General features: G+C 69.1%; 27 protein-coding genes. 11 read left to right on the forward strand and 16 right to left on the reverse strand.

All coding sequences use genetic code 11. The features are described 5' to 3' along the window. Positions 1-78 precede the first annotated feature (78 nt). Together OD750_RS07805 and OD750_RS07810 are read left to right on the forward strand one after the other, a co-directional pair. Positions 79-1209 carry a DUF3466 family protein gene (locus OD750_RS07805; protein ID WP_263542071.1) on the forward strand — a complete coding sequence of 377 codons (1131 nt, stop codon included), beginning with the start codon at positions 79-81 and terminating at the stop codon, positions 1207-1209. 319 nt (positions 1210-1528) lie between these two features. Continuing rightward, the gene (locus OD750_RS07810; protein WP_263542070.1) at positions 1529-5044 is read left to right on the forward strand and encodes a DUF7507 domain-containing protein; all 3516 of its coding nucleotides are present in this window, start codon (positions 1529-1531) and stop codon (positions 5042-5044) included. 155 nt (positions 5045-5199) lie between these two features. On the opposite strand, the gene OD750_RS07815 is transcribed toward OD750_RS07810, so the two are convergent. Next, on the reverse strand, positions 5200-6102 hold the full coding sequence (locus OD750_RS07815; protein WP_263542069.1) for a LysR family transcriptional regulator: 903 nt from the start codon (positions 6100-6102) through the stop codon (positions 5200-5202). Between the two features lie 113 nt (positions 6103-6215). On the opposite strand from OD750_RS07815, the gene OD750_RS07820 reads away from it, so the two are divergent. Beyond that, the gene (locus OD750_RS07820; RefSeq protein ID WP_263542068.1) at positions 6216-7400 is read left to right on the forward strand and encodes an MFS transporter; all 1185 of its coding nucleotides are present in this window, start codon (positions 6216-6218) and stop codon (positions 7398-7400) included. A 27-nt stretch (positions 7401-7427) separates the two neighbouring features. Beyond that, on the forward strand, positions 7428-8495 hold the full coding sequence (locus OD750_RS07825; protein WP_263542067.1) for an SDR family oxidoreductase: 1068 nt from the start codon (positions 7428-7430) through the stop codon (positions 8493-8495). Between the two features lie 3 nt (positions 8496-8498). On the opposite strand, the gene OD750_RS07830 is transcribed toward OD750_RS07825, so the two are convergent. The 4 genes from OD750_RS07830 to OD750_RS07845 all read right to left on the reverse strand — a co-directional run bounded on the left by OD750_RS07830 (position 8499) and on the right by OD750_RS07845 (position 10919). Next, positions 8499-8915, reverse strand: coding sequence for a hypothetical protein (locus OD750_RS07830; protein WP_263542066.1), 417 nt, complete (start codon positions 8913-8915; stop codon positions 8499-8501). A gap of 71 nt (positions 8916-8986) precedes the next feature. Beyond that, a complete protein-coding gene (locus OD750_RS07835; RefSeq protein ID WP_263542065.1) occupies positions 8987-9826 on the reverse strand; it encodes an NAD(P)H-binding protein in 840 nt (279 codons plus the stop codon). A gap of 122 nt (positions 9827-9948) precedes the next feature. Beyond that, on the reverse strand, positions 9949-10278 hold the full coding sequence (locus tag OD750_RS07840; RefSeq protein ID WP_263542064.1) for a DMT family transporter: 330 nt from the start codon (positions 10276-10278) through the stop codon (positions 9949-9951). An 11-nt stretch (positions 10279-10289) separates the two neighbouring features. Next, positions 10290-10919, reverse strand: coding sequence for an FMN-dependent NADH-azoreductase (locus tag OD750_RS07845; RefSeq protein WP_263542063.1), 630 nt, complete (start codon positions 10917-10919; stop codon positions 10290-10292). Between the two features lie 86 nt (positions 10920-11005). On the opposite strand from OD750_RS07845, the gene OD750_RS07850 reads away from it, so the two are divergent. Genes OD750_RS07850 through OD750_RS07860 form a run of 3 tightly spaced genes read left to right on the forward strand, consistent with a single transcriptional unit; the run spans position 11006 to position 12866 of the window. Beyond that, positions 11006-11935 carry a LysR family transcriptional regulator gene (locus tag OD750_RS07850; RefSeq protein WP_263542062.1) on the forward strand — a complete coding sequence of 310 codons (930 nt, stop codon included), beginning with the start codon at positions 11006-11008 and terminating at the stop codon, positions 11933-11935. Beyond that, positions 11932-12456 carry a GNAT family N-acetyltransferase gene (locus OD750_RS07855; RefSeq protein ID WP_263542061.1) on the forward strand — a complete coding sequence of 175 codons (525 nt, stop codon included), beginning with the start codon at positions 11932-11934 and terminating at the stop codon, positions 12454-12456. Before OD750_RS07850 ends, OD750_RS07855 begins: the two co-directional genes overlap by 4 nt. Positions 12457-12476: 20 nt before the next feature. After that, complete coding sequence (locus tag OD750_RS07860) at positions 12477-12866, forward strand: nuclear transport factor 2 family protein (RefSeq protein ID WP_263542060.1); 390 nt, start codon at positions 12477-12479, stop codon at positions 12864-12866. On the opposite strand, the gene OD750_RS07865 is transcribed toward OD750_RS07860, so the two are convergent. The 5 genes from OD750_RS07865 to glnA all read right to left on the reverse strand — a co-directional run bounded on the left by OD750_RS07865 (position 12850) and on the right by glnA (position 17992). Next, positions 12850-13668 carry a DUF817 domain-containing protein gene (locus OD750_RS07865; RefSeq protein WP_263542059.1) on the reverse strand — a complete coding sequence of 273 codons (819 nt, stop codon included), beginning with the start codon at positions 13666-13668 and terminating at the stop codon, positions 12850-12852. The two genes, OD750_RS07860 and OD750_RS07865, sit on opposite strands and share 17 nt — an antisense overlap. Positions 13669-13722: 54 nt before the next feature. Continuing rightward, on the reverse strand, positions 13723-15132 hold the full coding sequence (amt, locus tag OD750_RS07870; RefSeq protein WP_263542058.1) for an ammonium transporter: 1410 nt from the start codon (positions 15130-15132) through the stop codon (positions 13723-13725). A gap of 12 nt (positions 15133-15144) precedes the next feature. Further along, entirely contained in the window at positions 15145-15483 is a 339-nt protein-coding gene (locus OD750_RS07875; RefSeq protein WP_263542057.1) for a P-II family nitrogen regulator, read from the reverse strand. A 15-nt stretch (positions 15484-15498) separates the two neighbouring features. Next, a complete protein-coding gene (locus OD750_RS07880; protein ID WP_263542056.1) occupies positions 15499-16260 on the reverse strand; it encodes a TorF family putative porin in 762 nt (253 codons plus the stop codon). A 322-nt stretch (positions 16261-16582) separates the two neighbouring features. After that, positions 16583-17992, reverse strand: coding sequence for a type I glutamate--ammonia ligase (gene glnA / locus OD750_RS07885; protein ID WP_263542055.1), 1410 nt, complete (start codon positions 17990-17992; stop codon positions 16583-16585). A 278-nt stretch (positions 17993-18270) separates the two neighbouring features. Here glnA and OD750_RS07890 point away from each other — a divergent pair, with 278 nt between their 5' ends. Beyond that, entirely contained in the window at positions 18271-19695 is a 1425-nt protein-coding gene (locus OD750_RS07890) for a DUF11 domain-containing protein (RefSeq protein ID WP_263542054.1), read from the forward strand. A gap of 45 nt (positions 19696-19740) precedes the next feature. Here OD750_RS07890 and OD750_RS07895 read toward each other — a convergent pair whose 3' ends face one another. From OD750_RS07895 to OD750_RS07910, 4 genes are all read right to left on the reverse strand, one after another. Further along, positions 19741-20178, reverse strand: a complete 438-nt coding sequence (locus tag OD750_RS07895) for a TA system VapC family ribonuclease toxin (RefSeq protein WP_272841862.1) — start codon at positions 20176-20178, stop codon at positions 19741-19743. Further along, the gene (locus OD750_RS07900) at positions 20162-20437 is read right to left on the reverse strand and encodes a hypothetical protein (protein WP_263542052.1); all 276 of its coding nucleotides are present in this window, start codon (positions 20435-20437) and stop codon (positions 20162-20164) included. The genes OD750_RS07895 and OD750_RS07900 overlap by 17 nt, the downstream gene beginning before the upstream one ends. A 211-nt stretch (positions 20438-20648) precedes the next feature. Further along, positions 20649-21332 carry a phytanoyl-CoA dioxygenase family protein gene (locus OD750_RS07905; RefSeq protein ID WP_263542051.1) on the reverse strand — a complete coding sequence of 228 codons (684 nt, stop codon included), beginning with the start codon at positions 21330-21332 and terminating at the stop codon, positions 20649-20651. Further along, on the reverse strand, positions 21329-21667 hold the full coding sequence (locus OD750_RS07910) for a hypothetical protein (protein WP_263542050.1): 339 nt from the start codon (positions 21665-21667) through the stop codon (positions 21329-21331). Before OD750_RS07910 ends, OD750_RS07905 begins: the two co-directional genes overlap by 4 nt. A 126-nt stretch (positions 21668-21793) precedes the next feature. Here OD750_RS07910 and OD750_RS07915 point away from each other — a divergent pair, with 126 nt between their 5' ends. From OD750_RS07915 to OD750_RS07925, 3 genes are all read left to right on the forward strand, one after another. After that, positions 21794-22147 carry a helix-turn-helix transcriptional regulator gene (locus OD750_RS07915; RefSeq protein ID WP_272841864.1) on the forward strand — a complete coding sequence of 118 codons (354 nt, stop codon included), beginning with the start codon at positions 21794-21796 and terminating at the stop codon, positions 22145-22147. Beyond that, positions 22144-23430, forward strand: coding sequence for a type II toxin-antitoxin system HipA family toxin (locus tag OD750_RS07920; protein ID WP_263542048.1), 1287 nt, complete (start codon positions 22144-22146; stop codon positions 23428-23430). Before OD750_RS07915 ends, OD750_RS07920 begins: the two co-directional genes overlap by 4 nt. A gap of 103 nt (positions 23431-23533) precedes the next feature. Next, a complete protein-coding gene (locus OD750_RS07925; RefSeq protein WP_263542047.1) occupies positions 23534-24166 on the forward strand; it encodes a LysE family translocator in 633 nt (210 codons plus the stop codon). Positions 24167-24181: 15 nt separating this feature from the next. Here the strand turns inward: OD750_RS07925 and OD750_RS07930 are convergent, their stop codons facing one another. Both OD750_RS07930 and OD750_RS07935 read right to left on the reverse strand, forming a co-directional pair. Next, positions 24182-25282: a WD40/YVTN/BNR-like repeat-containing protein gene (locus OD750_RS07930; RefSeq protein ID WP_263542046.1), complete on the reverse strand. Its 1101-nt coding sequence runs from the start codon at positions 25280-25282 to the stop codon at positions 24182-24184. Positions 25283-25285: 3 nt separating this feature from the next. Continuing rightward, positions 25286-25555: a nucleotidyl transferase family protein gene (locus tag OD750_RS07935; RefSeq protein WP_263542045.1), complete on the reverse strand. Its 270-nt coding sequence runs from the start codon at positions 25553-25555 to the stop codon at positions 25286-25288. Positions 25556-25680 lie beyond the last annotated feature (125 nt).

Consider the following 25680-nt stretch of genomic DNA (forward strand, 5'->3'; position numbering starts at 1 on the left):
GCGTACATCGCTCGTACACGCGTTTACGCGCGGCGAATGCGACGGTCGGCGGCACCTGGCACCCGTCTCGAGGCTTTCATGACCGCACCCGTTCGCCGGCCGCATCGCGCGGCCCTTCCCGCACTCGCCGCCGCCATCGCCTTCGCCTGCTCCGCCGCGCACGCCGGCGGCGGCCCGCGCTATCACTTCGAACGCATCGACGTACCGGGCGCGGCGCACGTCGTCGTCAAGGACATCAACGACGCGGGGCAAGTCGTCGGCACCTATTTCGATCAGGATTTCGTCAAGCACGCGGTGCTGTGGGACGCGAAAGGGTCGCACCGCCTCGCGGTGCCGGACGGCCTGGAAGTGCACGGCGTCGCCTACGCGATCAACAACCACGGCCAGATCGCCGGCTACGCCGACTCGTTCGAGGATTCGTCGCCGGGCCTGACCTGGAACGCCGCGACGCCCGACACCTACATGAAGCTGTCGGACGACCCGATCGTCGTGGCGATTCCGAACGACATCAACGACGACGGCGTGATCGTGGGCCTCAAGGGCGGCTACCAGACCGGCGAGAAGTTCCACGCGTTCGTCTGGACCGCGCAGGGCGGCCTCGTCGACTACGGCACGGCGAACCCGGACGACGCCTCGCAGAACGCGATCTGGAGCGGCATCAACGCGTCGGGCCAGCTCGTCGGCGGCTGGAACTACACGCGCCAGATCTACCACGCGACGCGCGGCACGCTCGGCACGCCGGCCGTCGTGCCGTTCAACAACGACACCGAGGTGATCGAGAGCTTCGCGGATGCGATCAACGCGTCGGGCGTGGCGGTCGGCTACGCGGATCTCGGCGCGCCGCGCGGACCGGTCGCCGCACGCTTCGAAACCGACGGAACGATTGCCGAGATTCCCGGCGCGAGCTTCGACTCCGACGCCGGCTTCGCGAGCGCGATCAACGACGCGGGCGTCATCGTCGGTCGCGCGACGAACCTGTCGACGCGCACGGGCCTCAAGGCGTGGGTGTACGTCGACGGACAGGCCTGGGACCTCTTCGAACAGGTCGACGACACCGGCGGCCTCGCGCTATTCACCGACGCGGTCGCGATCAACGCGTCGGGCGTGATCGTCGGCACCGGCGAATTCGAAGACGGCACGATGGCGAGCTTTCGCCTCACGCCGATCGCGAGCGACGCGATTTTCGCGGACGGATTCGAGGCGCCGTAGGAACGCGCATCGGAGCCGTCGACGTCGCGGGCGCCGTGCGTCATGGCGACGGCGTGCACCGATGCGGTGCGCTCGGGCCGTACGTGACGCCCTGTCCGCGGTGCGCCTCGCTGGCGGCGCTTTCCTGAAAAGCGAAGTTCGCGGAAGCCCGACCGTCGGGCATGGTTAATTTTCGGTCATTTTTTCATCAATTCTCGTCAACGGCGCCAAGTACGGCGCCGTTTGTCGTTGTGCCTCTCGCCGCCCATTCGCGACACTCGCCGCCCTGCCGCCACGGTTCGGGGTCCGCGTCGGGTTTCGCACGACACGAGGGGAAACCATGAATAGGGTAAATCTATACCGGGTCGCCCGGCTGCTGTGCGCCGCGGGCATCGCCGGCACGTGGCCTGTCGCCGCCGTGCAGCGCAACGACGATACGGCGACTGGCACGACCGGCCTGAATGCGGCGTCGACGAAGACGTATCCGTCCGGCCTGACGGTGACGTATGCGGTGACCGGCAACAATGTGGACCTCACCGACAACCTCGCGACGATGGCCTCCGCGCCGGGCACCGCATCGACGATGTTCGCGCCGAACCTGCCGCTTGGAACGCGGGGCATACGCCTGACAGCCGGCGACGTGGCGTGCCGGTTCGCGAACGACGCGCTCGAGGCAAGATGCCCCGCGGGAACGCTGACCGTCACCTTCAGCCGGCCGGTGACCGATCCCGTGCTGCATTTCGGCGCGAACGGCTCGCAGTCGGTCGTCGGCACCCGGATCATCTCGGGACGCGCCGTGCACGTGCTGTCGGGCGCGAACGCCGCGGGCGTCTCGCTCGCGATGCCGGGCGGCGCCGTCAACCTCGATACGCCCGACGGCGTCACGCTCGATGTGGCGAACCCGCGCTACAACGGCAGCGACTGCGCCACGTTCCAGCAGCCGATCACGCAGCCCGCCGGATGCGGCAGCGTCCGCGTGCGCGGGACGCTCACGAGCGTCGCGTTCGACGTTGCGTTGGCCGGCGTGCGCAACGTCGCGGGCCTGCGTGCCGACGTCGCCGCCGACGCCTATGTCGTGACCGCCACCGTCGATGAGGATTTCGGCGACGCGCCGGCGAGCTACGACGAAGGCGCCGCGGCGAGTCACGTCGTCGGCGGCCTGCGCCTCGGCGCGGCCATCGATGCCGAGAACGCGACGGTATTCAACGATCCCGCGGCCCCGGTCGCACCGGGCCCGAACGCCGTCGCCGCGGGTGCGAACAACAACGGCGCGGCCGGCGACGGCCTCGACGACGACGGTCTTGCGACCGTTCCGCCGCTGCATGCGGGCCTCATCGGCCGCACGTACACGCTGACGAGCGCGATCGCCGGTGCGGCGGCGCCCGGCACGCTCTGCGGCTGGATCGACTTCGATCGCGACGGCAGGTTCGGGACCGGCGAGCGCGCCTGTGCGACGTTCGCCGCCGGCGCCGCGACGGCGGCGCTCGACTGGACGGTGCCGGCCGCTTTCGCGAGCGGCCGCACCTATGCGCGCCTGCGCGTGAGCCACGACGGCAACGGCGTACGCAACCCGACGGGCCGCGTCGACAGCGGCGAGGTCGAGGATTACATGATCGAGACCAGGCCCGCCGTGCGCGCGATCAAGGCGCTGCACCCCGCCGACGACGCGGGGCGCTTCTCGCTCTCGATCGGCGGCACCGCTTTCGCGACCGGCGTGGGCGATGCCGGCGACACGGGCTTTCGCACGGTCTATCACCGGGCCGACACGGGCGCGCCCGACATCCTCGTTCCGGGCGACATCGCGACGACGCCGGTGGCGGTCCCGGTTGCCGAGACGCAGGACACGCCCGGCGGGGTCTACGTCAGCGGGCACGCCTGCGTCGACGGTACCGGCGCGACGGTCGCGTCGGGCGCAGGCACCTCGGCCCGCGTCACGCTGCCCGCGTCGGTCACGGGCGCCGCGGCCAACGGCCGCGCGCAAAGCGTCACCTGCACGTTCGTCAACCGGCTGGCGTCGATGGCGGTCACGAAGCAGACGCCGACGCGCGTCGTCGACGCGCCCGGCGCCATCACGTACACGATCGGCGTGACCAACACCGGCGCCGCCGCGCTGACGGGCGTGAACCTCGTCGATACGCTGCCCGACGGCAGGCGCGGCGCGACCACCTTCCTCTCCGGCGACGTGAACGGCGACGGCGTGCTCGACACTGGCGAAACGTGGATCTACCGCGCCGACTACGTGGCGACGCAAGCCGACATCGACGCCGGCGCGAACCTCGTCAACCGCGTGGCGGTGACGACGGCACAGATCGCGACGCCGCAGGTCGCGACTGCGACGACGGCCGTCGCGCGCCGCCCGTCGCTGGCGGTGACGAAGACCACGCCGGTTGGCACCGTCGGGGCGCCCGGCGTGATTCCGTACACGATCACGGTCACGAACACCGGCAACGTCGCCCTGACGAACGTGGTTCCCCTCGATACGCTGCCCGACGGCAGCGTCGGCGCCGTCACGTTCGAGTCAGGCGACACGGACGGGGACCGCGAGCTCGACCTCGGCGAAACCTGGACCTGGCGCGCGAGCTACGCCGCGACACAGCGCGACATCGATGCCGGCGCGACGCTCGTCAACACCGTCAGCGCGACGGCGGCCCAGGTGCCGACGCCGGTGACCGCGACCGCGGCCACCACCGTCGCGCGCAGGCCGTCCCTGGCCGTCGCCAAGACCACCCCCGTCGACGCCGTCGACGCGCCACGACAGATTCCGTACACGATCGCGGTAACGAACACCGGCAACGTCGCGCTGACGAACGTGGTTCCTCTCGACACGCTGCCCGGCGGCGGCGTCGGCACCGTCACGTTCGTGTCGGGCGACACGGACGGCGACCGCGAGCTCGACCTCGGAGAAACGTGGACCTACGCCGCGAACTACACCGCGACGCAGCGCGACATCGACAACGGCGAGGCGCTCGTGAACACCGTCAGCGTGACGGCGACCCAGGTACCGGTGCCGGTGAGCGCCACCGCGACCACCGGCATCGTGCGCCGGCCGTCGCTGGCCGTGACGAAGACCACGCCCGTCGATGTCGTCGGCGCGCCGCGCGTCATTCCTTACACGATCACGGTGCAGAACACCGGCAACGTCGCGCTGACGGACGTAAGACTCGTCGACACGCTGCCGGACGGCAGCGCCGGCACGGTAACGCGGCTCTCCGGCGATACGAATGCCGACGAGCGCCTCGACGTCGGCGAAACCTGGATCTACGGCGCGAGCTACCGGGCGACGCAGCGCGACATCAAGACCGGCTCGACGCTGATCAACCGCGTGGCCGTCACCTCGGCGCAGACGCCGCTGCCGGTCGCGGCCGAGGCGGCGACCGCGGCGCGTGCCGGCCCCGCGCTCGCGGTCGACAAGACCACGCCGACCACGCGCATCGGCGCGCCCGGCACGATCGAGTACGCGATCGTGCTGATCAACGCCGGCAACGTCGCGTTGAGCGGCATCGCGCTCGTCGACACGATGCCCGACGGCAGCCTCGGGGACGTGGCCTTCGTCTCGGGCGACACGGACGGCGACCGCGAGCTCGACGTGGACGAGACCTGGATCTGGCGCGCGAGCTACGAGGCGACGCAACGCGACATCCTCGCCGGCGAAGCGCTCGTCAATACCGTCAGCGCGACGGCGACGCAGGTGCCCAAGCCCGCGACGGCGCGTGCGACGACGCTCATCGATCCGCCGCCGCCGCCGCGGCAGATCGCTGCCGTGCCGGCGCTCGCGGGCCTCGCGCTGCCGGCGCTGCTGGCAGGCCTGTGCGGCATCGCGTTTGCGACACAGCGACGTCGCGGGCTGCGGCGCTAGTGTAGTGATTCACAAGTACCATTAAATAATTCCGGTGTCTTTCGCCGCGATACGTCGTTGCAACTCGTCGCCGTACTGCCAGTACGGCTCCTCGTCGCGCCTAGTCTCGCGACGTTGCCATCCGGACTACTTCAACATACTTATGAATCACCACACTAGAAACGGACGCGCTCGACGAGGAAGTCGAGCAGCGCGCGTACGCGCGACGGCAGCTGTCCGCCGTGGCCGAGGAACACCGCGCTGAACGTTTCGGTGTCGCCCGGATTGTATTTTTCCAGAACGGGAACGAGGCGCCCGGCCGCGATCTCGGCCGCGGCGTGAAACAGCGACACGCGCGCGAGGCCTACGCCGAGCACCGCGAGCTGGCGCAGCGCGAGGCCGTCGCCGGCCTGCACGTTGCCGCGCGGCATGAACGAATGCGCGGCGCCGCCCTCCGCGAACGGCCAGCCTTCGATCGCGCGCGCGTAGCCGAACGTCAGGCAGTTGTGCCCGGCGAGATCGCGCGGCGTTCGCGGCGTGCCGCGGCGCGCCAGGTACTCCGGCGCGCCGACCACCGCCATGCGCGTTTCGCCGAGCTTGCGCGCGACGAGGTTCGACGACTTGAGCGGGCCGGCGCGAATGGCGACGTCGGTGCGGTCGGCAACGAGGTCGACGACGGTGTCGGTCAGCACGAGATCGAGCGTCACCTGCGGATAGCGTTCGAGAAACGCCGGCACGAGCGGCAGCAGAAAGTGATGGCCGAACGGCAGGTTCGTATTGACGCGCAGCTTGCCCGACGGCACCGCGCCGAGCGCGGCGCCGCGCTCGGCCTCGTCGAGTTCGGCCAGCACGCGCCGGGCGCGCTCGTAGAACGCCGCGCCTTCGGGCGTCAGCTGCAGTTGTCGCGTCGAACGGTTGAAGAGGCGCGTGCCGAGCCGCGCCTCGAGGCGCGCGACGAGCTTGCTCACGGCCGACGGCGTCAGCCGGAACGCGCGCGCGGCGGCCGAGAACCCGCCGAGTTCGACGACGCGCGCGAACACTTCCATCTCGCCGGAGCGATTGACGTCGAGCCGTGCCATTCGTGAGTTCGATGCACAGGTGCTAGTCCGGCGGTGAGTCTAGTTCATAGACGTTCGCGACTCTATCGTTCGCGCCGTCCCGGCGCCGATGCGCGCCCCTTGAGCGTCTTTCCATGCCTCTGGCCTTGTATGCATTGACCGCCGGCGCGTTCGGCATCGGCGTCACCGAGTTCGTCATCATGGGCCTACTCCTCGAAGTCGGCGCCGATTTCGGCGTGTCGATCTCGGCCGCGGGCCTGCTCATTTCCGGCTATGCGCTCGGCGTGACCGTGGGCGCGCCGGTCGTCACGGCGGCGACCGCGCGCTGGTCCCGCAAGACCGTGCTGCTCGCGCTGATGGCCGTGTTCACGCTCGGCAACGCGGCGTGTGCGCTCGCGCCGACGTACGAGGCGCTGATGGTCGCGCGTCTCGTCACGGCGCTCGCGCACGGCACGTTCTTCGGCGTCGGCTCGGTCGTCGCGACGAATCTCGTCGCGCCGGACAGGCGCGCGTCGGCGATCGCGATCATGTTCACCGGCCTCACCGTCGCGACGATCCTCGGCGTGCCGTTCGGCACATGGCTCGGCCAGGCGCACGGCTGGCGTTCGACGTTCTGGGCGGTCGCCGCGATCGGCGTCGCCGCGTTCGCGATCATCGCGCTCGCGGTGCCGAAGGACCGCGCCGCGGCCGAGCCGCCGCGTCTCGCCGACGAGTGGCGCGCCGTGCTGCGCGCGCCGGTGCTGCTCGGTCTTGCGACCACCGTGCTCGGCTTCGCCGGCGTGTTCGCGGTGTTCACGTACATCGCGCCGCTGCTCACGCGCGTCAGCGGCTTCGCCGACAGCGCCGTGTCGCCGATCCTGCTCGTGTTCGGCGGTGGCCTGATGCTCGGCAATCTCGTCGGCGGCCGTCTCGCCGACCGCCGGCTCGTGCCGGCGATGGTCGGCAGCCTCGTCGTGCTCGCGCTCGTGCTGGTCGCGCTGACGTTCGCGCTGCCGCATCGCGTGGCCGCCGTGTTCTTCGTCGGCCTGTTCGGCGCCGCCGCGTTCGCGACGGTGCCGCCGCTGCAGATGTGGGTGCTGGAGAAAGCCTCGGGCGCGGGGCAGAACCTCGCGTCGAGCCTCAACATCGCCGCGTTCAATCTCGGCAACGCGATCGGCGCGTGGCTCGGCGGCGTCGTGATCGACGACGGCCCGGGCCTCACGGCGCTCGGCTGGATCGCCGCCGTGCTGCCGCTGTCGGCGCTGGCGCCGATCGCATGGAGCGTCGTGCGCGAACGCCACCCCGTGCCGCGCGCGACGGCCGCGGCCTGTACCGAATAGTCCACACATCAACAAGGATGCTTCGTCATGAACGACAAGACCGCACCCGGCAAGACCGCCCTCGTGGTCGGCGCGCAAGGCGTGATCGGCCGCAACCTCATCGAACACCTGGCGGCGCTGCCCGACTGGAACGTCGTCGGCCTGTCGCGCCGCGGCGCCGCCGATGCCGGCCGCGTGCGGCATATCTCGGTCGACCTGCTCGACGCGGCCGACACGCGCGCGAAGCTCGCCGCGCTCGCCGGCGTCACGCACGTGTTCTACGCGGCGTACCAGGATCGCCCGACGTGGGCCGAACTCGTCGCGCCGAACGTCGCGATGCTCGTGAACGTGCTCGACGCGATCGAACCGGTCGCGACACGGCTCGAACACGTGAGCCTGATGCAGGGCTACAAGGTCTACGGCGCGCATCTCGGCCCGTTCAAGACGCCGGCGCGCGAGGACGATCCGCCGCACCTGCCGCCGGAGTTCAACGTCGACCAGCAGCAGCACCTCGAAGCGCGGCAGCGCGGCAAGCGCTGGACATGGTCGGCGCTGCGCCCGTCCGTGGTTGGCGGGTTCGCGCTCGGCAATCCGATGAACCTCGCCGTGTCGATCGCGGTGTACGCGTCGATGTCGAAGGAGCTCGCCGTGCCTTTGCGCTTTCCCGGCAAGCCCGGCGCGTACGACAAGCTGCTGGAGATGACCGACGCGGGCCTGCTCGCGCGCGCGACCGTGTGGGCCGCGACCGATCCGCGCTGCGCGAACCAGGCGTTCAACATCAACAACGGCGACCTGTTCCGCTGGAACGATCTGTGGCCGAAGATCGCGCGCTGGTTCGACATCGACGCCGCGCCGCCGCTGCCGATGCCGCTCGCGACCGTGATGGCCGACAAGGAGCCGTTGTGGAACGCGATGGTCGACAAGTACGCGCTCGCGACCACGCCGTATCGCGACGTGTCGTCGTGGGGTTTCGCGGACTTCGTGTTCTCGTGGGATTACGACCTGTTCGCCGACGGCAGCAAGGCGCGGCGCTTCGGGTTTCACGAGTTCGTCGATACCGAGGCGATGTTCTTCGGCATTTTCGACACGCTGCGGAAACGGCGCGTCATTCCGTGACGCTCATCCGGACATGACCGACGGCGCGGGCGGCGTGTAGATCGCATAGATGAGCACGACGCCGATCGCCGTTGCGACGACGACCGCGATGACCGCCGACGCGGCGGCGGTCCGCAGCGATATGCGCCGGTTGTCGACGGTGCGCCCGAGCGTTGCGAACAGGCCCGTCAGCAGCGCGAGGTTCGCCAGCGGCAGCACGAACACCCCTGGCGCCTGGCGAATGAACTGCGCGGCGTCGGGTCCGGCCGTGCGCACCGCGTAGGTCGCCACGCTCGTGACGATCCACGCGGTGAGGGTCGCCGTGAACGCCGACGAGTAACGCAGCGACGTGCCGGCGACGACGCGCGCCGCCAGCACGACGAGAAACGCGAGGATCGCGCTGGCGAGCGTGGCAACGAGCGCTGGGACGACGAACGGCATCGGCGGGCTTCCGCGTGAAGGCGAGCGTCGATTCTAGCGGCGCGACGACGCGATCGTAGCGCCGCCGGCGCTCAGCCCCAGACGCCGCTCGCCGCCGCGTCGCGCGCATAGTCGGCGAAGTCGCGCGGCGCTCGGCCCAGCGCGCGGCGCACGCCGTCCGCGACGTGCTCGTTGCGGCCGTCGAGCACTTCGGTGAAGAGGTACTGCAGAAATCCCACGAGTTCGGCCGGCACGCCCTGCGCCGCCGCGCCTGCCGTGAAGTCGTCCATCGCGATGCGCGTCCAGGCGATGTCGCGGCCGGTCGCGCGCGCGATGGCGTCGACGGCATCGGCGAACGTCAGCAGGCGCGGGCCGGTCAACTCGTACAGCTGCCCGATGTGGCGATCGTCGGTCAGCGCCGCGACCGCGACGTCCGCGATGTCGTCGGCGTCGACGAACGGCTCGGGCACGTCGCCTATCGGCAGCGCGAGTTCGCCGGCGCGCACGGGGTCGAGGAACACGCTCTCGCTGAAGTTCTGCATGAACCAGCCGCAGCGCACGATCGTCCAGTCGGCGCCCGACGCGCGCAGCACGTCTTCGGCACGCTGCGCCTCGTGTTCGCCGCGGCCCGACAGCAGCACGAGCCGGCGCACGCCGTGCGCGAGCGCCGCGTCGACGAACGCGGCGACCGCTTCGGGCGCGCCCGGCGCCGCGAGGTCCGGGTAGTACGAAATGTATACCGCCGACACGCCGTCGAGCGCGGCCGGCCACGTCGCCGCGTCTTCCCAGTCGAACGCGGGATCGGCCGAACGCGAGCCCGGGCGCAGCGGTCGGCCCAGCGCGCGCAGGCGGTCGGCGACGCGGCGGCCGGTCTTGCCGGAACCGCCGAGGATCAGGATCGGACGGTCGTTGCTGGCGGTATGCGAGGTCATGGCGGTTCTCCGTGGGGGACGCGGGATTGCGTTGGCGGACATTCTCGGCACCCCGAACTGGCCGATCCATGCCAGTACGTCGACCATTTATTGCAGATCGTCCAATCCCGTCCCGGTCCGGATCAACCCGACGACATTTTCAGCAGCACGATGCCGACGAGCACCAGCGCGATCGCGAAGAGCCGCAACGGCGTCAGCGCCTCGCCGAACAGCACGGCGCCGGCGAGCACCGTGCCGACCGCACCGATGCCGGTCCACACGGCGTACGCGGTGCCGACGTCGAGCACCTGCAGCGCCTTGCCGAGGAGGTAGACGAACGCCGCGAGCAGCGCGAGCGACACCGTAGTCCACAGCGGCTTCGTATAGCCCTGCGCGTATTTCATGCTGAGCGCCCAGGCGACGTCGATCAGCCCCGACGTCGCCAGCAGCGCCCACGCGAACGAACGAGTCATCGTGCACTCCTTCAGAAAGTTTTCGCGAGTTCCGCCGCGCGTGCGTGCGCGGCCGTCGTCGACGCCTCGAGCAGCGCCGGATGGCCGATCGTCGGCTGCACCGCGATCGTCGCGATGTCGTCGATGCCGACGAAGCGCAGCCACGCTTCGACGAACGGTTTCTGGTAGTCCGGCCGCGGATTCGTCGTGCCCGGCAGGTAGTCGCCGGAGCTGGCGTAGACGACGAGCGCGCGCTTGTCGCGCAACAGGCCGCGATAGCCCGTCTCGGGCGAGAAGCTGAAGGTCAGCGTCGGCTGCGTGACGACGTCGATATAGTGCTTGAGCACGTACGGCACGTTGAAATTCCACATCGGCACGCTGAGCACGATGCGATCGGCCGCGGCGAAGCGGGCGACGACGCGCTCGACCGCGCGCCACGCGTCGCGTTGTTCGTCGGTGTGCGGCAGCTTGGCGAGAATCGCGTATTTCGCGTCGATCACGTCGCCGTCGAAACGCGGCAGGTCTTCGCGCCACAGGTCGAGGATGTCGATGTCGGCATCCGGATGCGCCGCGCGGTAAGCGTCGAGAAACGACTGCGCGACGGCGATCGAATGCGAACGGCGCTTGCGCGGCGAGGCTTCGACGTAGAGGAGACGGGTCATGGCGGTCCTGCTTGCGGTGGCGTTGACGCCACGATAGGGTTGTTCATCGGCGAACACATTCCGCCGAAACGGCAAGGTTGGCTTGCATGAATGAACAAGCTCTCGGCTGGGACGACTACCGCGTCGTGCTCGCGATCGGCCGCGCCGGATCGCTCAACGGCGCGGCGAAGACGCTCTCGATCAGTCACCCGACGGTGTTCCGCCGCATCAACGCGATCGAGCGCGCGCTCGGCGTGCGGCTGTTCGACCGCGCGCGCGACGGCTACGCGCCGACGCCGGCCGGCGAAGACGTCGTCGCCGTCGCCATCGATCTCGAAGCGCGCATCGACGCGCTCGAACGGCAGATCGCCGGCCGCGACGAGCGGCCCGCCGGCACCGTGCGCATCGCCACGACCGACACGCTGCTGGCAGGTCCGCTGCCGCCGCTCGTCGCGGCGTTCCGCGCGCGCAACCCGCAGATCGTGCTGGAATTCGCCGCCGGCAACTCGCTCGCGAACCTGTCGCGGCGCGAGGCCGACGTCGCGCTGCGGCCGAGCGGCGATCCGCCCGAGAACCTCGTCGGCCGCAAGCTCGCCCGCATCGCGTTCGCCGTGTATCGCGCGCGGTCGCAACGCCGCGCCGACCCCGAAACCGACGCCTGGGTCGTGCCCGACGACAGCCTCTCGCATCTGCGCATGGCGCGCTGGCTCGCCGAGCGCGGCCACGACCGCCGCGCGTCGCTGCGCGCGAACGGCCTCGTCGCGCTGCGCGACGCGGCGGCGCAGGGCATGGGCCTGTGCCTGCTGCCGTGCTATCTCGGCGACCTGTCGCCCGCGCTCGCGCGCGTCGGCGAGCCGATCGCCGAACTCGAGAACGAACTGTGGCTGCTGACGCACCCCGACCTGCGCCGCGTCGCACGTGTGCGCGCCGTGCTCGACGAGCTGCGCGACGCGCTCGTCGCGCGCCGGGACCTGTTCGAAGGGCGCGCCGGCGCGGCAGAATCGCGCGGTCGTTCCCGCACCGGAAAACCGCGATGACCGTTTTGTCGACCGCCCGCCTCGACCTCGCCGAACTCACCCACGACGACGCCGAATTCATTTTTGGATTGGTGAACGAACCGTCGTGGCTCGCCAACATCGGCGATCGCGGCGTGCGCACGCTCGACGACGCGCGCGCCTATCTCACGAACGGGCCGATGGCGATGTACGCGCGGCACGGCTACGGCCTGTGGCGCGTCGCGCGCCGCGACGACGGCGCCGTGGTCGGCATCTGCGGACTGCTCAAGCGCGACACGCTGCCCGACGCCGACATCGGCTTTGCGTTTCTGCCGGCCTACTGGGGCGAGGGCTACGCGCGCGAAGCGGCCGAGGCGACGCTGCGCTACGGCTTCGACACGCAGCGCATGCCGCGCATCGTCGCGATCGTCTCGCCCGGCAACGCCGCGTCGATCCGCCTGCTCGAACGCCTCGGCTTCGCGTTCGAACGCGCGCTGACCGACCCGCCCTACGACGGCAAGACGCTGTTGTACGCGAAGCAATCCGGATCGGCTTCGCCCTGATTGCGCGAGATACTGCGCGCATGACGACGCTGACGACCGACGATTTCCGCGCGCTGCTCGCACGCCTGGCGACGCTGTGGGCCGCGCGCGACTACGCGACGCTCGTGCGGCTTTTTTCGCCGGACGTGCGCTATGCCGATCCGCTGCGCTATCGCCTCGACGGCCGCGATGCGCTGCTTGCGTTCTTCCAGAACGACGACGGCCTGCCGCAGCGCACGCAGTGGCACGCCGCGGTGTTCGACGCGGCGACGCAGACCGGCGCGGCCGAGTACACGTACGACGGTACGCATCGCTATCACGGCGTCGCACTCGTTCGTTTGCGCGACGGTCTGATCACGCATTGGCGCGAATACCAGCACGTCGACGCACGCGAATGGCGCGACTACGTCGGCGCTACGTTTTTCGACTGAGCCGCTGCGCGCGGTAGTGCTTGAGATCGGCCACGACGACGAACGTGATGCTCGCGAGCAGTATCCACGACGTGATCTTGCCGGCGTGCACGATGCGCCAGCCGCCGTGCTGGTTCGGGTACAGCCACGCGCCGAAATACGTCGCGATGTTTTCGGCGAGCCACACGAAGAAGCCGATCAGCACGAACGACAGCACGAGCGGCATCGAACAGCGCACGCGCCACGGCGTGAAGCGCACCCGCGTGCGCGCGAACAGCGCGACGAGGACGCATGCGAGCGGCCAGCGCAGATCCGGCAGCCAGTGGTGCGTGAAGAAGTTCGCGTAGATCGCGCCGGCGACGAGCGCCGACGCGCGCGCGTTCGGCGCGTGCACGAGTTCGAGATCGAGGTGCCGCCACGACTGAATCATGTAGCTCGCCACTGCGGCGTACATGAAACCCGAGTACAGCGGCACGCCGAACAGCTTCGTCCAGCCGGGCTCGGGGTAGCTCCACGAGCCGATCGCCGGATGCGTCTTGAACACTTCGAGCGCGAAGCCGAGCGCGTGGAACAAGCAGATGGTCTTGAGCTCGTCGCGCGTTTCGAGCCGTGCCGCGACGAGCACCGCCTGCAGCGCGAGCGCGGCGGCGAGAATCAGGTCGTAGCGCGGCAGCGGTCCCGGCGGCAGCCACGTCGATACGACGAGTATCGCGAAGAAGCCGCCGGCGAACAGGCAGCTCGCGGCCTGCTTGAGACCGAAGGCGAGAAACTCGGCCGCGAACGTGTGTAGCGCGCCGCCGGCGCGTGCAGTGATCGATTCCATCGGCGCAGCGTGGGAGCCGTTGCCGCTCCCACGCTGCGCGATTTCTGACCGGTTCTAGCGTTCGTAGGCGCTTTCGCCGTGCGAGGTGATGTCGAGGCCTTCGCGCTCTTCGTCCGACGGCACGCGCAGGCCGACGGTGAGATCGGCGATCTTGAACGCGATCGCCGCGACGACGCCGGACCAAAGCAGCGTGACGCCGACGCCGGTCGCCTGCACGAGCAACTGGCTGCCGATCGAATACGCCGGTGCCACGGCGTTCGCGACGTAGTCGTAGATGCCGACGCCGCCGAGCGCGGGCGCCGCGAACACGCCGGTCAGGAGCGCGCCGACGATGCCGCCGACGCCGTGCACGCCGAACACGTCGAGCGCGTCGTCGGCGCGCAGCAGGCGCTTCAGGCCCGTCACGCCCCACAGGCACGCGAGGCCGCCGACGAAGCCGATCGCGAGCGCGCCGCCGAGGCCGACGAAACCCGCGGCCGGCGTGATCGCCACGAGGCCCGCCACCGCGCCGGACGCGGCGCCGAGCATCGACGGCTTGCCCTTGCCGATCCACTCGCCGAGCGTCCACGCGATGACCGCCGCGGCCGGCGCGATCACGGTGTTGACGAACGCGAGCGCCGCCGAGCCGTTCGCTTCGAGCGCCGAGCCCGCGTTGAAGCCGAACCAGCCGATCCAGAGGATCGACGCGCCGGCCATCGTCAGCGGCAGGTTGTGCGGGCGGATCGCCTCGTGGCCGTGGCCGATGCGCTTGCCGACGAGCCACGCGCCGACGAGGCCCGCGACCGCCGCGTTGATGTGCACGACGGTGCCGCCGGCGAAATCGAGCGCGCCGCGCTGGAACAGAAAGCCCGACGCCGCGGTGGCCGCGGTACCGGCCGCCGCGTCGGTGTACGCGTCGGGGCCCGGCCAGAACCACACCATGTGCGCCATCGGCACGTAGCTGAAGGTGAACCAGATCACCGTGAACACGAGCACCGCCGAGAAGCGGATGCGCTCGGCGAACGCGCCGACGACGAGCGCGCAGGTGATCGCCGCGAACGCGGCCTGGAACGCGAAATAGCCCAGCTCCGGCACGACCACGCCCTTGGAGAACGTGGCCGCGTTCGCCTCGGGCGTGAGGCCCTTCATCAGCAAACGATCCCACCCGCCGAAGAACGCGTTGCCGCTCGTGAACGCGAGGCTGTAGCCGTACAGCGTCCACAGCACGACGACCACCGCGAACACGACGAAGCACTGCATCAGCACCGACAGCATGTTCTTCGAGCGCACCAGGCCGCCGTAGAAGAGGCCCAGGCCCGGCAGCGTCATGAAGATCACGATCGCCGTCGATACGAGCAGCCAGGCGGTGTCGCCCTTGTTCGGCACCGGCGCGGGCGCGGCCTGCGCGAGCACGTCGGGTGCGAAAGCGGCGAGTGCGGCGAGGCCTGCGAGCGACGCGCGATGTGCATACGTGGAAAGTTTCATTGGCGTTCCCCCTCAGAGCGCGTCGTCGTCGATTTCGCCGGTGCGGATGCGCACGGCGTGCTGCAGGTCGAGCACGAAGATCTTGCCGTCGCCGATCTTGTCGGTGCGCGCGGCCGAGACGATCGCCTCGATCGCGGTTTCGGCGATCGCGTCGGGCACGGCGGCCTCGACGCGGATCTTCGGCACGAAGTCGACGACGTATTCGGCGCCGCGGTACAGCTCGGTGTGGCCTTTCTGTCGGCCGTAGCCTTTGACTTCGGTCACGGTGATGCCGGTCACGCCCGCCTCGGACAGCGCTTCGCGCACGTCGTCGAGCTTGAACGGCCGGATGATCGCGATGATGAGCTTCATGGTTTTCCCCGGGGATCAGAACGCTTTCGTGACGGTCGCGACGCCGGTCGAGCGGCCGAGATACGCGCCGTGCGGATTCGTGTACGCGACGCGGTCGGCGTTGGTGTCCTGATAGGCGATCGCGAGCGACCAGCCGCCGTCGAACGCCTTGGTCACGCCGAGCTTCCAGTCGGTATACGACGCGATAGAATTGTTTTTGACGCGTTGCCGCCCGGCGTGCGCGTTGAGCGTCCACGTCGGCACGAATTCATAGTTGAGGCTCGCGTCGATGTAGCCGCTGTTCTTGGAATCGGTGAAACCGAACAGGTTGGTCACGCTGTGCCAGTACTTGAGCGCGAACGGGCCGGCGCTCGCGCCGAGAAAGACTTCGGTCGTGTACGGGCGCGTGAAGCCGGTCGGATAGTCGCCGGGGTAGTAGTAGGTGTAGACGCCGCCGTCGAGCTTGAGCGACTCGGTGACGTTGCCGCGCCAGCCGGCGTAGACGTCGAGTTCGACGCTGCTGGAGATCGGCGTACCGGCGCTGGACAGATCCGAGAGCCAGCTGACGTTGCTGCCCCAGAGGCCCGCGTAGAAGCCGCTCGCATGCGCGTACTCGACGCCGGCCTGCAGTGCGGGGTCCTGGTCGGTTTGCGAGATGCCGCGGAAGAGATAGTCGCTCGTCAGCGCGAGCGAACCGGTGACGGTGGAGGTCGGCGCGTCGTCGGCGCGGGCCGAAGAGCCGGCGAGCGCCGTGAGTAGGGCGCAGGACAAGCGTAGAGCGTGCGTTGTGCGATGCATGTGCGTGATCCCGTTCGGTGAGGTGGGTAGCCGCGCCGCATCGACCGATGCGTACACGGTGGCACTCCGTGCCGTTCCACTCCGGGTACCACGGAGATCTGTCGTCTCCTTGGGTTTCGCCGACGTTCGCCCGACCCGCCGTCGAACCCTGATCGCCGCATCCGTGCGGCCGGCGTCTCGCGACGCCGCCCTTCCCGAACCCGTGCGCGTCCGCGCCGGGATCACTGCTTGTGATGTTGCTTTTTTGTGTTCTGCAAACTTCCCGATCGTGTATTGCCGGCGCGGTGCCGCCGAACGGCGGCACCGCGATGTCGCATGTCGCTCAGAGGGCGTAGTACATGGCGTATTCGAGCGGATGCGTCGACGCGCGGAACTTCGTCACTTCGCCGAGCTTCAATTCGATGTACGCGTCGATGAAGTCGTCGGAGAACACGCCGCCGGCCTTCAGGAAGTCGCGATCCTTGTCGAGGGCGTCGAGCGCCTGGTCGAGGCTGTGGCAGACGGTCGGGATGTTCTTTTCTTCTTCCGGCGGCAGGTCGTACAGGTCCTTGTCCATCGGCGCGCCCGGGTCGATCTTGTTCAGGATGCCGTCGAGGCCGGCCATCATCAGCGCGGTGAACGTGAGGTAGCCCGAGTTCATCGGATCCGGGAAGCGGATTTCGATGCGGCGGCCCTTCGGATTCGTCACGAACGGAATGCGGCAGCTCGCCGAACGGTTGCGCGCCGAATACGCGAGCATGACCGGCGCTTCGAAGCCCGGCACGAGGCGCTTGTAGCTGTTCGTCGTTGAGTTGGCGAACGCGTTGATCGCGCGGGCGTGCTTGAAGATGCCGCCGATGTAGTACAGCGCCGTCTGCGACAGGCCGCCGTACAGGTCGCCGGAGAACAGGTTCGCGCCGCCCTTGGCGAGCGACTGGTGCACGTGCATGCCCGAACCGTTGTCGCCGACGATCGGCTTGGGCATGAAGGTGAGCGTCTTGCCGTGCTGGTGCGCGACGTTCTTGAGCACGTACTTGAGCGTCATCAGCTCGTCGGCCTTCTTGACGAGCGTGTTGAAACGCGTGCCGATTTCGCACTGGCCGGCGTTGGCGACTTCATGGTGGTGCACTTCCACGACCTGGCCGAGCTCTTCGAGCACCTTGCACATTTCGCCGCGCAGGTCCTGGAACGAATCGACCGGCGGCAGCGGGAAGTAGCCGCCCTTCACGCCCGGGCGGTAGCCCGAGTTGCCTTCTTCATACTTGTACTTCGACGACCACGCGGCTTCCTGCGATTCGATTTCGTAGAACACCTTGCCCATGTCGTTCTGCCAGCGCACCGAGTCGAAAATGAAGAACTCGGGCTCCGGACCGAAGAACGCCGTGTCGGCGAGGCCGGTCGACTTCAGGAACGCCTCGGCGCGCTTGGCGATCGAGCGCGGGCAGCGCGAGTACGCCTGCATCGTCGACGGCTCGAGCACGTCGCAGGTGATCGCGAGCGTCTTGTGCGAGAAGAACGGATCGATCACGGCCGAATCGGCGTCCGGCAGCAGCACCATGTCGGACTCGTTGATGCCCTTCCAGCCGGAGATCGACGAGCCGTCGAACATCTTGCCGTCTTCGAACGTGCCGGCGTCGATCGCGTGCGCCGGGAACGTGACGTGATGCTGCGTGCCGCGCATGTCGGCGAAACGCAGGTCGACGAATTCGATGCCTTCGTCCTGGATGAGCTTGAGTACTTTGTCGGCGGACATGCGGGAAGCCTCGGTAAGGGGTTGGGAACGGAACTGCTATGGCACAAGATGTGCCAACGCAGCAATTCGAACGTTATCAGTGACTTGTTGCAGCACGCACTTGCTGCCGAGTCGGCTTTTAGCACCATTATGGTGCGTTTCGGTGACGCTTGCATCGATATGGTGCGAACAACGGCGAGTGTCGCCGACGGCGTTTCGCGCTTACGCTTCGACGGCGCGCCCGCAGGACCGCGGCCGAGCCGACCATCTACAGACGACAGGTTCCTCAGGGGGGATCCATGCTGCGTCGCTTGCTCACCGCCTCGGCGTTCGCCGCGGCCTTGCTTTGCTTCGTCCCGTCCCCGGCGATGGCCGGCGGCACGGTCGTCATGACCGCCACCAAGACGGTCTCGGGCGTGTTCCGGCCCGGCGGCGCGATCACGTACACGATCGTGCTGACGAATAGCGGCACTTCTCCACAAGGCGACAACGTCGGTCCCGAGCTGCTCGACGGGCTGCCGGGCGGATTCACGGTCACGTCGATGACCGCGACGAACGGCACGCTCGAGATCGACGGCCCGCTGATGTGGAACGGCACGGTACCGGCCGGCGGCTCGACCACCATCACGATCAACGGCACGATCCACCCGGCGTACGTCGGCCTCATGCGCAACCAGGCGATCGTCTACGTCGACACGAACGCCAACGGCTCGAACGACGCGACGATGTTCACCGACGATCCGTCGACGCCGGCGCCGGGCGACATGACCGATCTCACGGTCGTTTCTTTTCCGCGACTGACGGCGTCGATGCAGGGCGGCGGCAGCCTGCTGCCGAATTCGTCGCTCTACTACACCGTGCGCATCGACAATCTCGGCGGACCGCACGGCGACAATCCGGGCGACGAATTCGTCGACGTGATTCCGGCGGGCCTCGCGCTCGTCGGCGCGACCGCGACGCGCGGCACCGTCGTCGCCGACGTCGCGACGAACACCGTGCGCTGGAACGGCGCGCTCGGCACGGGCGAGTTCTCGGTGATCTCGATCACGACGATGGTGCCGGCGACCGCGGCAGGTTCGTACGTCAACCAGGGCACGCTGACCTACGATGCCGACGGCGACGGCATCAACGAGACGAGCGTGCCGAGCGACGATCCGACGCTGCCCGGCACCGCCGATCCGACGGTCGTGTCGATCGCGTCGCTGCCCGCGAACTTCGACTTTGGCATGTACGCGTACAGCATCGACGAGCGGTACGAGCCTGGCGGCATCGTCTATTTCGACATCGTCGCGTCGAACATCGGCGGCACCGACCAGGGCGACAATCCCGGCGACGAGATCGCCGCCGTGCTGCCCGACGCGCTGACGTACGAGTCGTCGTACGCGCTCTACGGCAAGACGGCGTTCGATCCGGTCACGCGGCGCTTCACCTGGAACGGCCCGATCGCGCGCGGTCAGTTCGTCGGCATGACGGTGGCGACGCGCCTGTCGATGTCGGCGCAGGGCAGCTATCGCAGCCAGGCGACGCTGTCCTACGACTCGGACCGCGACGGCACGAACGACGCGACGATGCTGAGCGACGAGCCGCGCACGCCGCTGCCGGACGATCCGGCCGGATTTCAAGTGGCGACGCCGATACCGGTGCTCGGGTGGCCGGGGCTATTGATCGCCATGGCGGGACTCGCGTTGGCGGCTCGCGGCCGGATGCGTCGGGCGATGGGATAACCGTATCGCCCGGGACGCCCAGATAGGGTGTCCCGGGCGACGACCTCACGTTGTCGGCGTCAAAAGCTGCAGCCTGAGCGCATCGAACGAAAGAAAGCCGCGATCGAATGTGACCATTTTGGTGTCGAGCGAATGCGCCAGAGCGGCAAGCCAGGCGTCGGTCCACAGGTCCGGCGACGGTTCGCGCCCCCCGACATACGTGCGCCAGCGCTCATGATGCGATTGAGGCGCCTGGTCGATGAGGACCATTCGCGGGTCGCTTGCTATCGTTTCGACTGCGCTCCAGGCCTGTTCGGGCCGGAGCACGCCCGAACCCATGATTTTGCGATTCGTCAACAGACGCAGCAAAGCCATTCGCACAGGCCAGCAAAGCCCGACATCGTCGTCCGCGCAGGCGTCCCACCAGGCGACCGCGGGTCGATGATGCGCGTGTCCGGCTGCGATCACCGGAAAAATGACGTTTGCATCAACGATGTAGCGCATCGCTCTTCGCTTGTTCGGCGTCGGCCTGAGCGGCCTCGTCGAGCTGCTTGATCGCGTCAGGTGCGAGCGTTCGCGCGGGAGCATCCGGTGCAAGCGCAATCAGCGGCGCGGTGATGCGGACTCGCCGGGCCAGGGGCTCGGGCTGTAATTCGTGACGCAATGCATCGATGACGAGTTGCCGCAGCGACGAGCCTCGCTCGATGGCGGCGATTTTGGCCAGACGCAACACGTCATCCGGCAAATCGAGAGTGGTACGCATGAATATGCTTTCCTGCATTGATGCATCCATGGTCGTGCAGCGTCGCGAATCCGTCAAGGCACGGCTGCCGACAAAACTTAAGCATCGTCGGAACGTGCAGCATCGAGCCCACCGGCCTTGCGGCAGCCAAGCAACGGATGCGCGACCGGCGCGCCGCGTTGGAAAAGCGCCTCGACCGCCTCGACGACCTGCTCGCTTACGGCGTCGCCGGTCAGACGATGTCGTGCCAGCGCAAGCCCCACGGCAGTTCGCGCGGCCCGAACACGTAGTGCAGAACGCGGCGGCGGCTCGGGCCCGACGCCTTCGACGACGCGTGCAAGAGGAGCGGTCGCATCACGAGCGCGTCGCCGCGCCGCGCGGTGCAGGTCGCAAGGCCGTGCGCGTCGCGCAGCCGGTTCTCGTCGTCGGGCGCGAGCCGGCCGTGGCGGTGCGACCCCGGCACGACGCGCAGCGGGCCGTCGGCGTCGCCGCAGTCGTCCAGATGCACGCGCACGGCGACGAGAGCCTCGAGCACGTCGGCCGGCGGCTGCACGTGCACGACGCCGTCCTTGCGCGACCAGCCGGACAGGCGCGCGTCGTCGACGCGTGCCGCGACCGGAATGCCCAGATCCTGATGCAGCGCGACGAGCCAGTTGCGCGAAGTGGATTTCGAAAAATACGTACATTGCGTCGCGACATGGCCGTCCGGCAACAACGGCCGCAGCGCCGGGTGCGCCGCGAGCCGCGGCGCCAAATCGCGACACCAGGCGTGCGCGAGCGGGTTGCGCGCACCGACGCTGCCGGCGAACGCGGCATCGACTTCGTGCGAGAGGCGCGCGCAATCGCCGGCTGCGACGACGTTCCGCAGCAGCGCGAAACCGTCGGCCTGCCAGCGTGCCAGGTCCGCCGTCGTCATCGTTCCCCCCGTGCGCGCAAACGGCGACGGCGGATGCGCTCGTACAGCGGCGGCACGGCGAGGAGAGCGACCACGACGCCGATCGTGATCGCGTCGGCCGGTCCGAAACCGTCCGAAAACCCCTTGCGCACGGGCTGCCACAGAACGCCGACCACCCAGCCGAGGAGCAGACCGACGACGATCAGCGGCTGCACGCGCGAACCGACGAACGGGAACGCCGCGAACAGCGCGCAGACGCCGGCGAACAGGTACCAATGCCAGCGCTCGTCGTAGGGCGCGATGACGATCGCGCCGGCGCCGACCAGGGCGAACACCGCCGCCAGGACATATCGCATCGTTGTGCTCCGCCGCGTTCGTGCGGTTCTCGACCGCCGCCCGCGCGACGAGGTTCCGGTTGCGTTGAATGTACACGAACGCCGACATACGGCAGAATGTCGCCGTTCGCCGACACAGGTCCGTCGATGGCCGCTCTCGTCACCACGCGCGATATCGGGCTCGCGATCCGCCGCCGCCGCAAGGAACTGGGCTGGGATCAGGCGCGGCTCGCGCAGGCGGCCGGTACGAGCCGGCAATGGATCGTCGACATCGAGCAAGGCAAACCGCGCGCGGAACTCGAACGGGTGCTGCGCACGCTGGCGGCGCTCGACTTGTCGCTGACCGTCGAGGCGCACGAAACGCCGGCGCGTCCGGCGCCATCGTCGCGGACCATCACACCACGCCCGCCGATCGACATCGACGCGATCGTCGAGCGCGCGAGCAGGCCGCCGGCATTGCCCGACACCGTCCACACGGCATCGGCGGCGAAACGTCGATGAGCGAACTCGCCGTCCTGCTCGACGATCGCCCGATCGGCCGTCTGCGCGCCGACCGGCATGGCCATCCGCAATTCGCATACGACGACGACTATCGCGCGGATCCCGCGGCGACGCCGCTGTCGCTTGCATTGCCGCTCGCGGCCGAGCGGCACGACGGCGATACCGTGGCGGCGGTGTTGTGGGGCATCCTGCCCGACAGCGATCGCGTGCTGCGGCGCTGGGCCGAGACGTTTCACGTGTCCGCCCGCAATCCGCTCGCGCTGCTTGCGCATGTCGGCGAGGACTGCGCGGGCGCCGTGCAATTCATTCGCGCCGAGCGTCTGGACGACTGGCGCGACGAGCCAGTCGGCATGATTCGATGGCTGACGGAAAGCGAGGTCGCGGCGCGCCTGTCGCACCTGCGCGAGGACGGCAGTGCCGGTCGCGAAGCCGGTGACGCCGGGCAATTCAGCCTGGCAGGCGCGCAGCCGAAAACGGCGCTGTACTTCGCGCACGACACACACCGCTGGGGCGTGCCGAGCGGACGCATTCCCACGTCGCATATCCTGAAGCCGCCCAGCGGCGAATACGCAGGCTATGCGCACAACGAGCATTTCTGCCTGCAACTGGCTCGCCTCGCCGGACTGCCGGCCGCGACTTCCAGCGTCGCGCGGTTCGGCGACGAGATTGCGATATGCGTAGAGCGCTACGACCGCGTATTCCACGACGGCGCGCTGCGCCGCGTGCACCAGGAAGATTTCTGCCAGGCGCTCGGTGTTTTCCCGCATCGCAAATACCAGAACGAAGGCGGACCGGCGCCAGCCGATCTCGCCGGCGTGCTGCGCCGTCATTCGACGAGAGCCGATGCGGACGTCGCCACGCTGTTTCGCGCGCTCGCTTTCAACTGGATGGTCGCCGGTTCCGACGCGCATGCGAAAAACTATTCGCTGCTGCTGGGCGCCGGCGGTGGCGTGCGACTCGCGCCGCTGTACGATCTGTCGAGCGCGCATCCGTATCCCGCACTGGGCCTGCGCAAGATCAAGCTTGCGATGAAGATCGGCGCCCACTATCGCTGGTGGGAGATCGGACCGCGCGACTGGCGCGAATCGGCACGGCAACTCGGCGTCGACGAGGAAGGCGCGCTGGCGACGGTCGGAGATCTCGCACGACGTCTGCCGGATCAGGCGTCATCGCTGGCGCGCGCGGCACACGACGACGGCCTCGATCGCGCCGTTCTCGATCGCCTCGTCGACGGCATTGCCGCCGCCGCCGCGCGCTGGCGACTGCTGACCGGCATGGCGTAGAAAGCCGCCGCCCGCAGTCCCTCGCGTTCCCGCCGAATTGGCTCCTGCGCGACCATGCGGCCGGGATTAGATTCCAGCGACCGCGGCCGCTTACGGATCTTTCATGCCCGCCACCGCTTCCCTCGTCGGTTTCGCCCTGCTCGCCCTCGGCATGGTGCTCACGCCCGGGCCGAACATGCTCTACCTCGTGTCGCGCTCGATCTGCCAGGGCCGCCGCGCCGGATTGATTTCGCTCGCCGGCGTCGCGACCGGCTTTCTGTTCTACATGCTCGCCGCCGCGCTCGGCATCACCGCGCTCGTGTTCGCCGTTCCGTACGCGTACGACGTGCTGCGCTTCGCGGGCGCGGCGTACCTCGCCTGGCTCGCGTGGCAGGCGTTGAAACCCGGCGGCCGCTCGCCGTTCCAGGCGCGCGAATTGCCGCCGGACAGCCCGCGGCGCCTGTTCGCGATGGGTCTGGCCACGAACCTGCTGAATCCGAAAGTCGCGCTTCTGTACTTGTCGCTATTGCCGCAGTTCATCGATCCCTCGCGCGGCGACGTGCTCGGCCAGTCGCTCGTGCTCGGCACCGTGCAGATCGCGATCAGCGTCAGCGTGAACGCGACGATCGCGCTCGCCGCCGGCACGATCGCGGGTTTTCTCGGCACGCGCCCGCGCTGGCTCGTCGCACAGCGCTACGTAATGGGCACCGTGCTCGGCGCGCTCGCCGTGCGCATGGCGGTCGACGCGCGACGCTGAAGCTGCGGTTGCGCGTTACGCGAACGTCACCGCGGAAATCGGTGGCAGGTGCGGCGACGCCGCGCGCCACGCGTCGCCCGCGTCGTCGCTGACCCACAGGCCGCCGGTCGTCGAGCCGAACGCGAGGCGTTCGCCGGCCGCGTCGATCGCAAGACCGTGGCGATACACGAGATCGTACGCGTCGCGCTGCGGCAGACCGCTGCGCTGCACCTCGAACGTCTCGCCGCCGTCGCGCGTACGCGCGACGACCAGCGCGCCGTCGACGGGCACGCGGCATTCGTCCTTCGTCGCCGGCACGAACCACGCCGTGTCGGGATCGCGCGGATGCACCGCCACCGCGAAGCCGAACACCGACGGCGGCACGTTCGCGACTTCGCGCCACGTCTGCGCGCCGTCGACGCTGCGGAACACGCCGTTGTGGTGCTGCACCCAGAAACTGTCGGGGCTGCCGGCGCACTGCACCATGCGGTGCGGGTCCTGGATCGCCGGATCGCCGGCGAGATCGGGCGGCATGTAGGTGGCGAACATGCCGTCGGTCGTGACGTCCCACGTCGCGCCGCCGTCGGTGCTGCGCCACACGCCGCCGCACGAGATCGCGACGCGCAGCGTGTGGCTGTCGCGCGGATCGACGCAGATCGAATGGATGCCCGGCGCGTCGTAGCCGCCGCCGAACCAGCGCTGGCGTTCGGGCCGGTCCCACAGCGCGCGCACGATCTGCCAGCTGTCGCCGCGGTCGTCGGAGCGGAACAGGCCGCCCGGTATCGTGCCGGCCCACAGGCGCCCGTCTTCGCCGGGGCCGCCCGCTTCGAGCGCCCACAGCAGCGACAGCGCCGCCGGCTTCGGCGGCTTGCCGTCGCCGACCGCCACGGTGTCGTCCGGGCCGAACGCCGGTACGGCGATTTCGGTCCACGAACGGCCCGCGTCGGTCGAGCGATGCAGCTTCACGCCGAAATGGCCGAGATTGAGCGCGGCGTACCACGCGCCGTCGCGCGGGTCGGCCAGCGCGAGCGTGACGTTGTCGCCGAGAAACGCGCGGTTCTCGACCGTCCAGTCGCCGTTCGCGCGGTGCAGCACGAACAGGCCCTTGCGCGTGGATACGAGCAGTCGGTCCGACACGAATCACCCTCCGGAAAGTGCCTGGATGACGTAAACCTCGGCGGTTTCGCGCAGCGGCACGTCGAGCCGCGACTTGTCGGCGAGCGCGACGCCGTCGATGAAGATCGCGACGTGATGGCGCACGCGGCCGTGTTCGTCGACGACGTAGCCGCGCAGGTTTGGATGCCGCGCGTAGACGTCGGCGAGCGTCGCGCCATGCGCGTCGAGTGCAAGTTCGCCGCCGTCGGGACGCACCCGGCGCGCGACGGCACTGGCGAGGACGACCCTGGGCATGCGGACTCCGCGGCTGGCCGAACGTCGAAGCCCGAGCTTAGCGCCGTTCGATCGGCGCGTCATGCCGGCTCGACCGTGGATCGCGCAGCATCGCAACACCGGAGACGAACGCTAATCGTGGATTT

Source organism: Tahibacter soli, from assembly GCF_025717065.2.
GTDB lineage: Bacteria > Pseudomonadota > Gammaproteobacteria > Xanthomonadales > Rhodanobacteraceae > Tahibacter > Tahibacter soli.

Bases quoted from the DNA above. Each gene is read 5' to 3' on its own strand.
- OD750_RS07805 (WP_263542071.1), top strand. From the start codon at position 79: ATGACCGCACCCGTTCGCCGGCCGCATCGCGCGGCCCTTCCCGCACTC.
- OD750_RS07810 (WP_263542070.1), top strand. From the start codon at position 1,529: ATGAATAGGGTAAATCTATACCGGGTCGCCCGGCTGCTGTGCGCCGCG.
- OD750_RS07815 (WP_263542069.1), bottom strand. From the start codon at position 6,102: ATGGCACGGCTCGACGTCAATCGCTCCGGCGAGATGGAAGTGTTCGCG.
- OD750_RS07820 (WP_263542068.1), top strand. From the start codon at position 6,216: ATGCCTCTGGCCTTGTATGCATTGACCGCCGGCGCGTTCGGCATCGGC.
- OD750_RS07825 (WP_263542067.1), top strand. From the start codon at position 7,428: ATGAACGACAAGACCGCACCCGGCAAGACCGCCCTCGTGGTCGGCGCG.
- OD750_RS07830 (WP_263542066.1), bottom strand. From the start codon at position 8,915: ATGCCGTTCGTCGTCCCAGCGCTCGTTGCCACGCTCGCCAGCGCGATC.
- OD750_RS07835 (WP_263542065.1), bottom strand. From the start codon at position 9,826: ATGACCTCGCATACCGCCAGCAACGACCGTCCGATCCTGATCCTCGGC.
- OD750_RS07840 (WP_263542064.1), bottom strand. From the start codon at position 10,278: ATGACTCGTTCGTTCGCGTGGGCGCTGCTGGCGACGTCGGGGCTGATC.
- OD750_RS07845 (WP_263542063.1), bottom strand. From the start codon at position 10,919: ATGACCCGTCTCCTCTACGTCGAAGCCTCGCCGCGCAAGCGCCGTTCG.
- OD750_RS07850 (WP_263542062.1), top strand. From the start codon at position 11,006: ATGAATGAACAAGCTCTCGGCTGGGACGACTACCGCGTCGTGCTCGCG.
- OD750_RS07855 (WP_263542061.1), top strand. From the start codon at position 11,932: ATGACCGTTTTGTCGACCGCCCGCCTCGACCTCGCCGAACTCACCCAC.
- OD750_RS07860 (WP_263542060.1), top strand. From the start codon at position 12,477: ATGACGACGCTGACGACCGACGATTTCCGCGCGCTGCTCGCACGCCTG.
- OD750_RS07865 (WP_263542059.1), bottom strand. From the start codon at position 13,668: ATGGAATCGATCACTGCACGCGCCGGCGGCGCGCTACACACGTTCGCG.
- amt (WP_263542058.1), bottom strand. From the start codon at position 15,132: ATGAAACTTTCCACGTATGCACATCGCGCGTCGCTCGCAGGCCTCGCC.
- OD750_RS07875 (WP_263542057.1), bottom strand. From the start codon at position 15,483: ATGAAGCTCATCATCGCGATCATCCGGCCGTTCAAGCTCGACGACGTG.
- OD750_RS07880 (WP_263542056.1), bottom strand. From the start codon at position 16,260: ATGCATCGCACAACGCACGCTCTACGCTTGTCCTGCGCCCTACTCACG.
- glnA (WP_263542055.1), bottom strand. From the start codon at position 17,992: ATGTCCGCCGACAAAGTACTCAAGCTCATCCAGGACGAAGGCATCGAA.
- OD750_RS07890 (WP_263542054.1), top strand. From the start codon at position 18,271: ATGCTGCGTCGCTTGCTCACCGCCTCGGCGTTCGCCGCGGCCTTGCTT.
- OD750_RS07895 (WP_272841862.1), bottom strand. From the start codon at position 20,178: ATGCGCTACATCGTTGATGCAAACGTCATTTTTCCGGTGATCGCAGCC.
- OD750_RS07900 (WP_263542052.1), bottom strand. From the start codon at position 20,437: ATGCGTACCACTCTCGATTTGCCGGATGACGTGTTGCGTCTGGCCAAA.
- OD750_RS07905 (WP_263542051.1), bottom strand. From the start codon at position 21,332: ATGACGACGGCGGACCTGGCACGCTGGCAGGCCGACGGTTTCGCGCTG.
- OD750_RS07910 (WP_263542050.1), bottom strand. From the start codon at position 21,667: ATGCGATATGTCCTGGCGGCGGTGTTCGCCCTGGTCGGCGCCGGCGCG.
- OD750_RS07915 (WP_272841864.1), top strand. From the start codon at position 21,794: ATGGCCGCTCTCGTCACCACGCGCGATATCGGGCTCGCGATCCGCCGC.
- OD750_RS07920 (WP_263542048.1), top strand. From the start codon at position 22,144: ATGAGCGAACTCGCCGTCCTGCTCGACGATCGCCCGATCGGCCGTCTG.
- OD750_RS07925 (WP_263542047.1), top strand. From the start codon at position 23,534: ATGCCCGCCACCGCTTCCCTCGTCGGTTTCGCCCTGCTCGCCCTCGGC.
- OD750_RS07935 (WP_263542045.1), bottom strand. From the start codon at position 25,555: ATGCCCAGGGTCGTCCTCGCCAGTGCCGTCGCGCGCCGGGTGCGTCCC.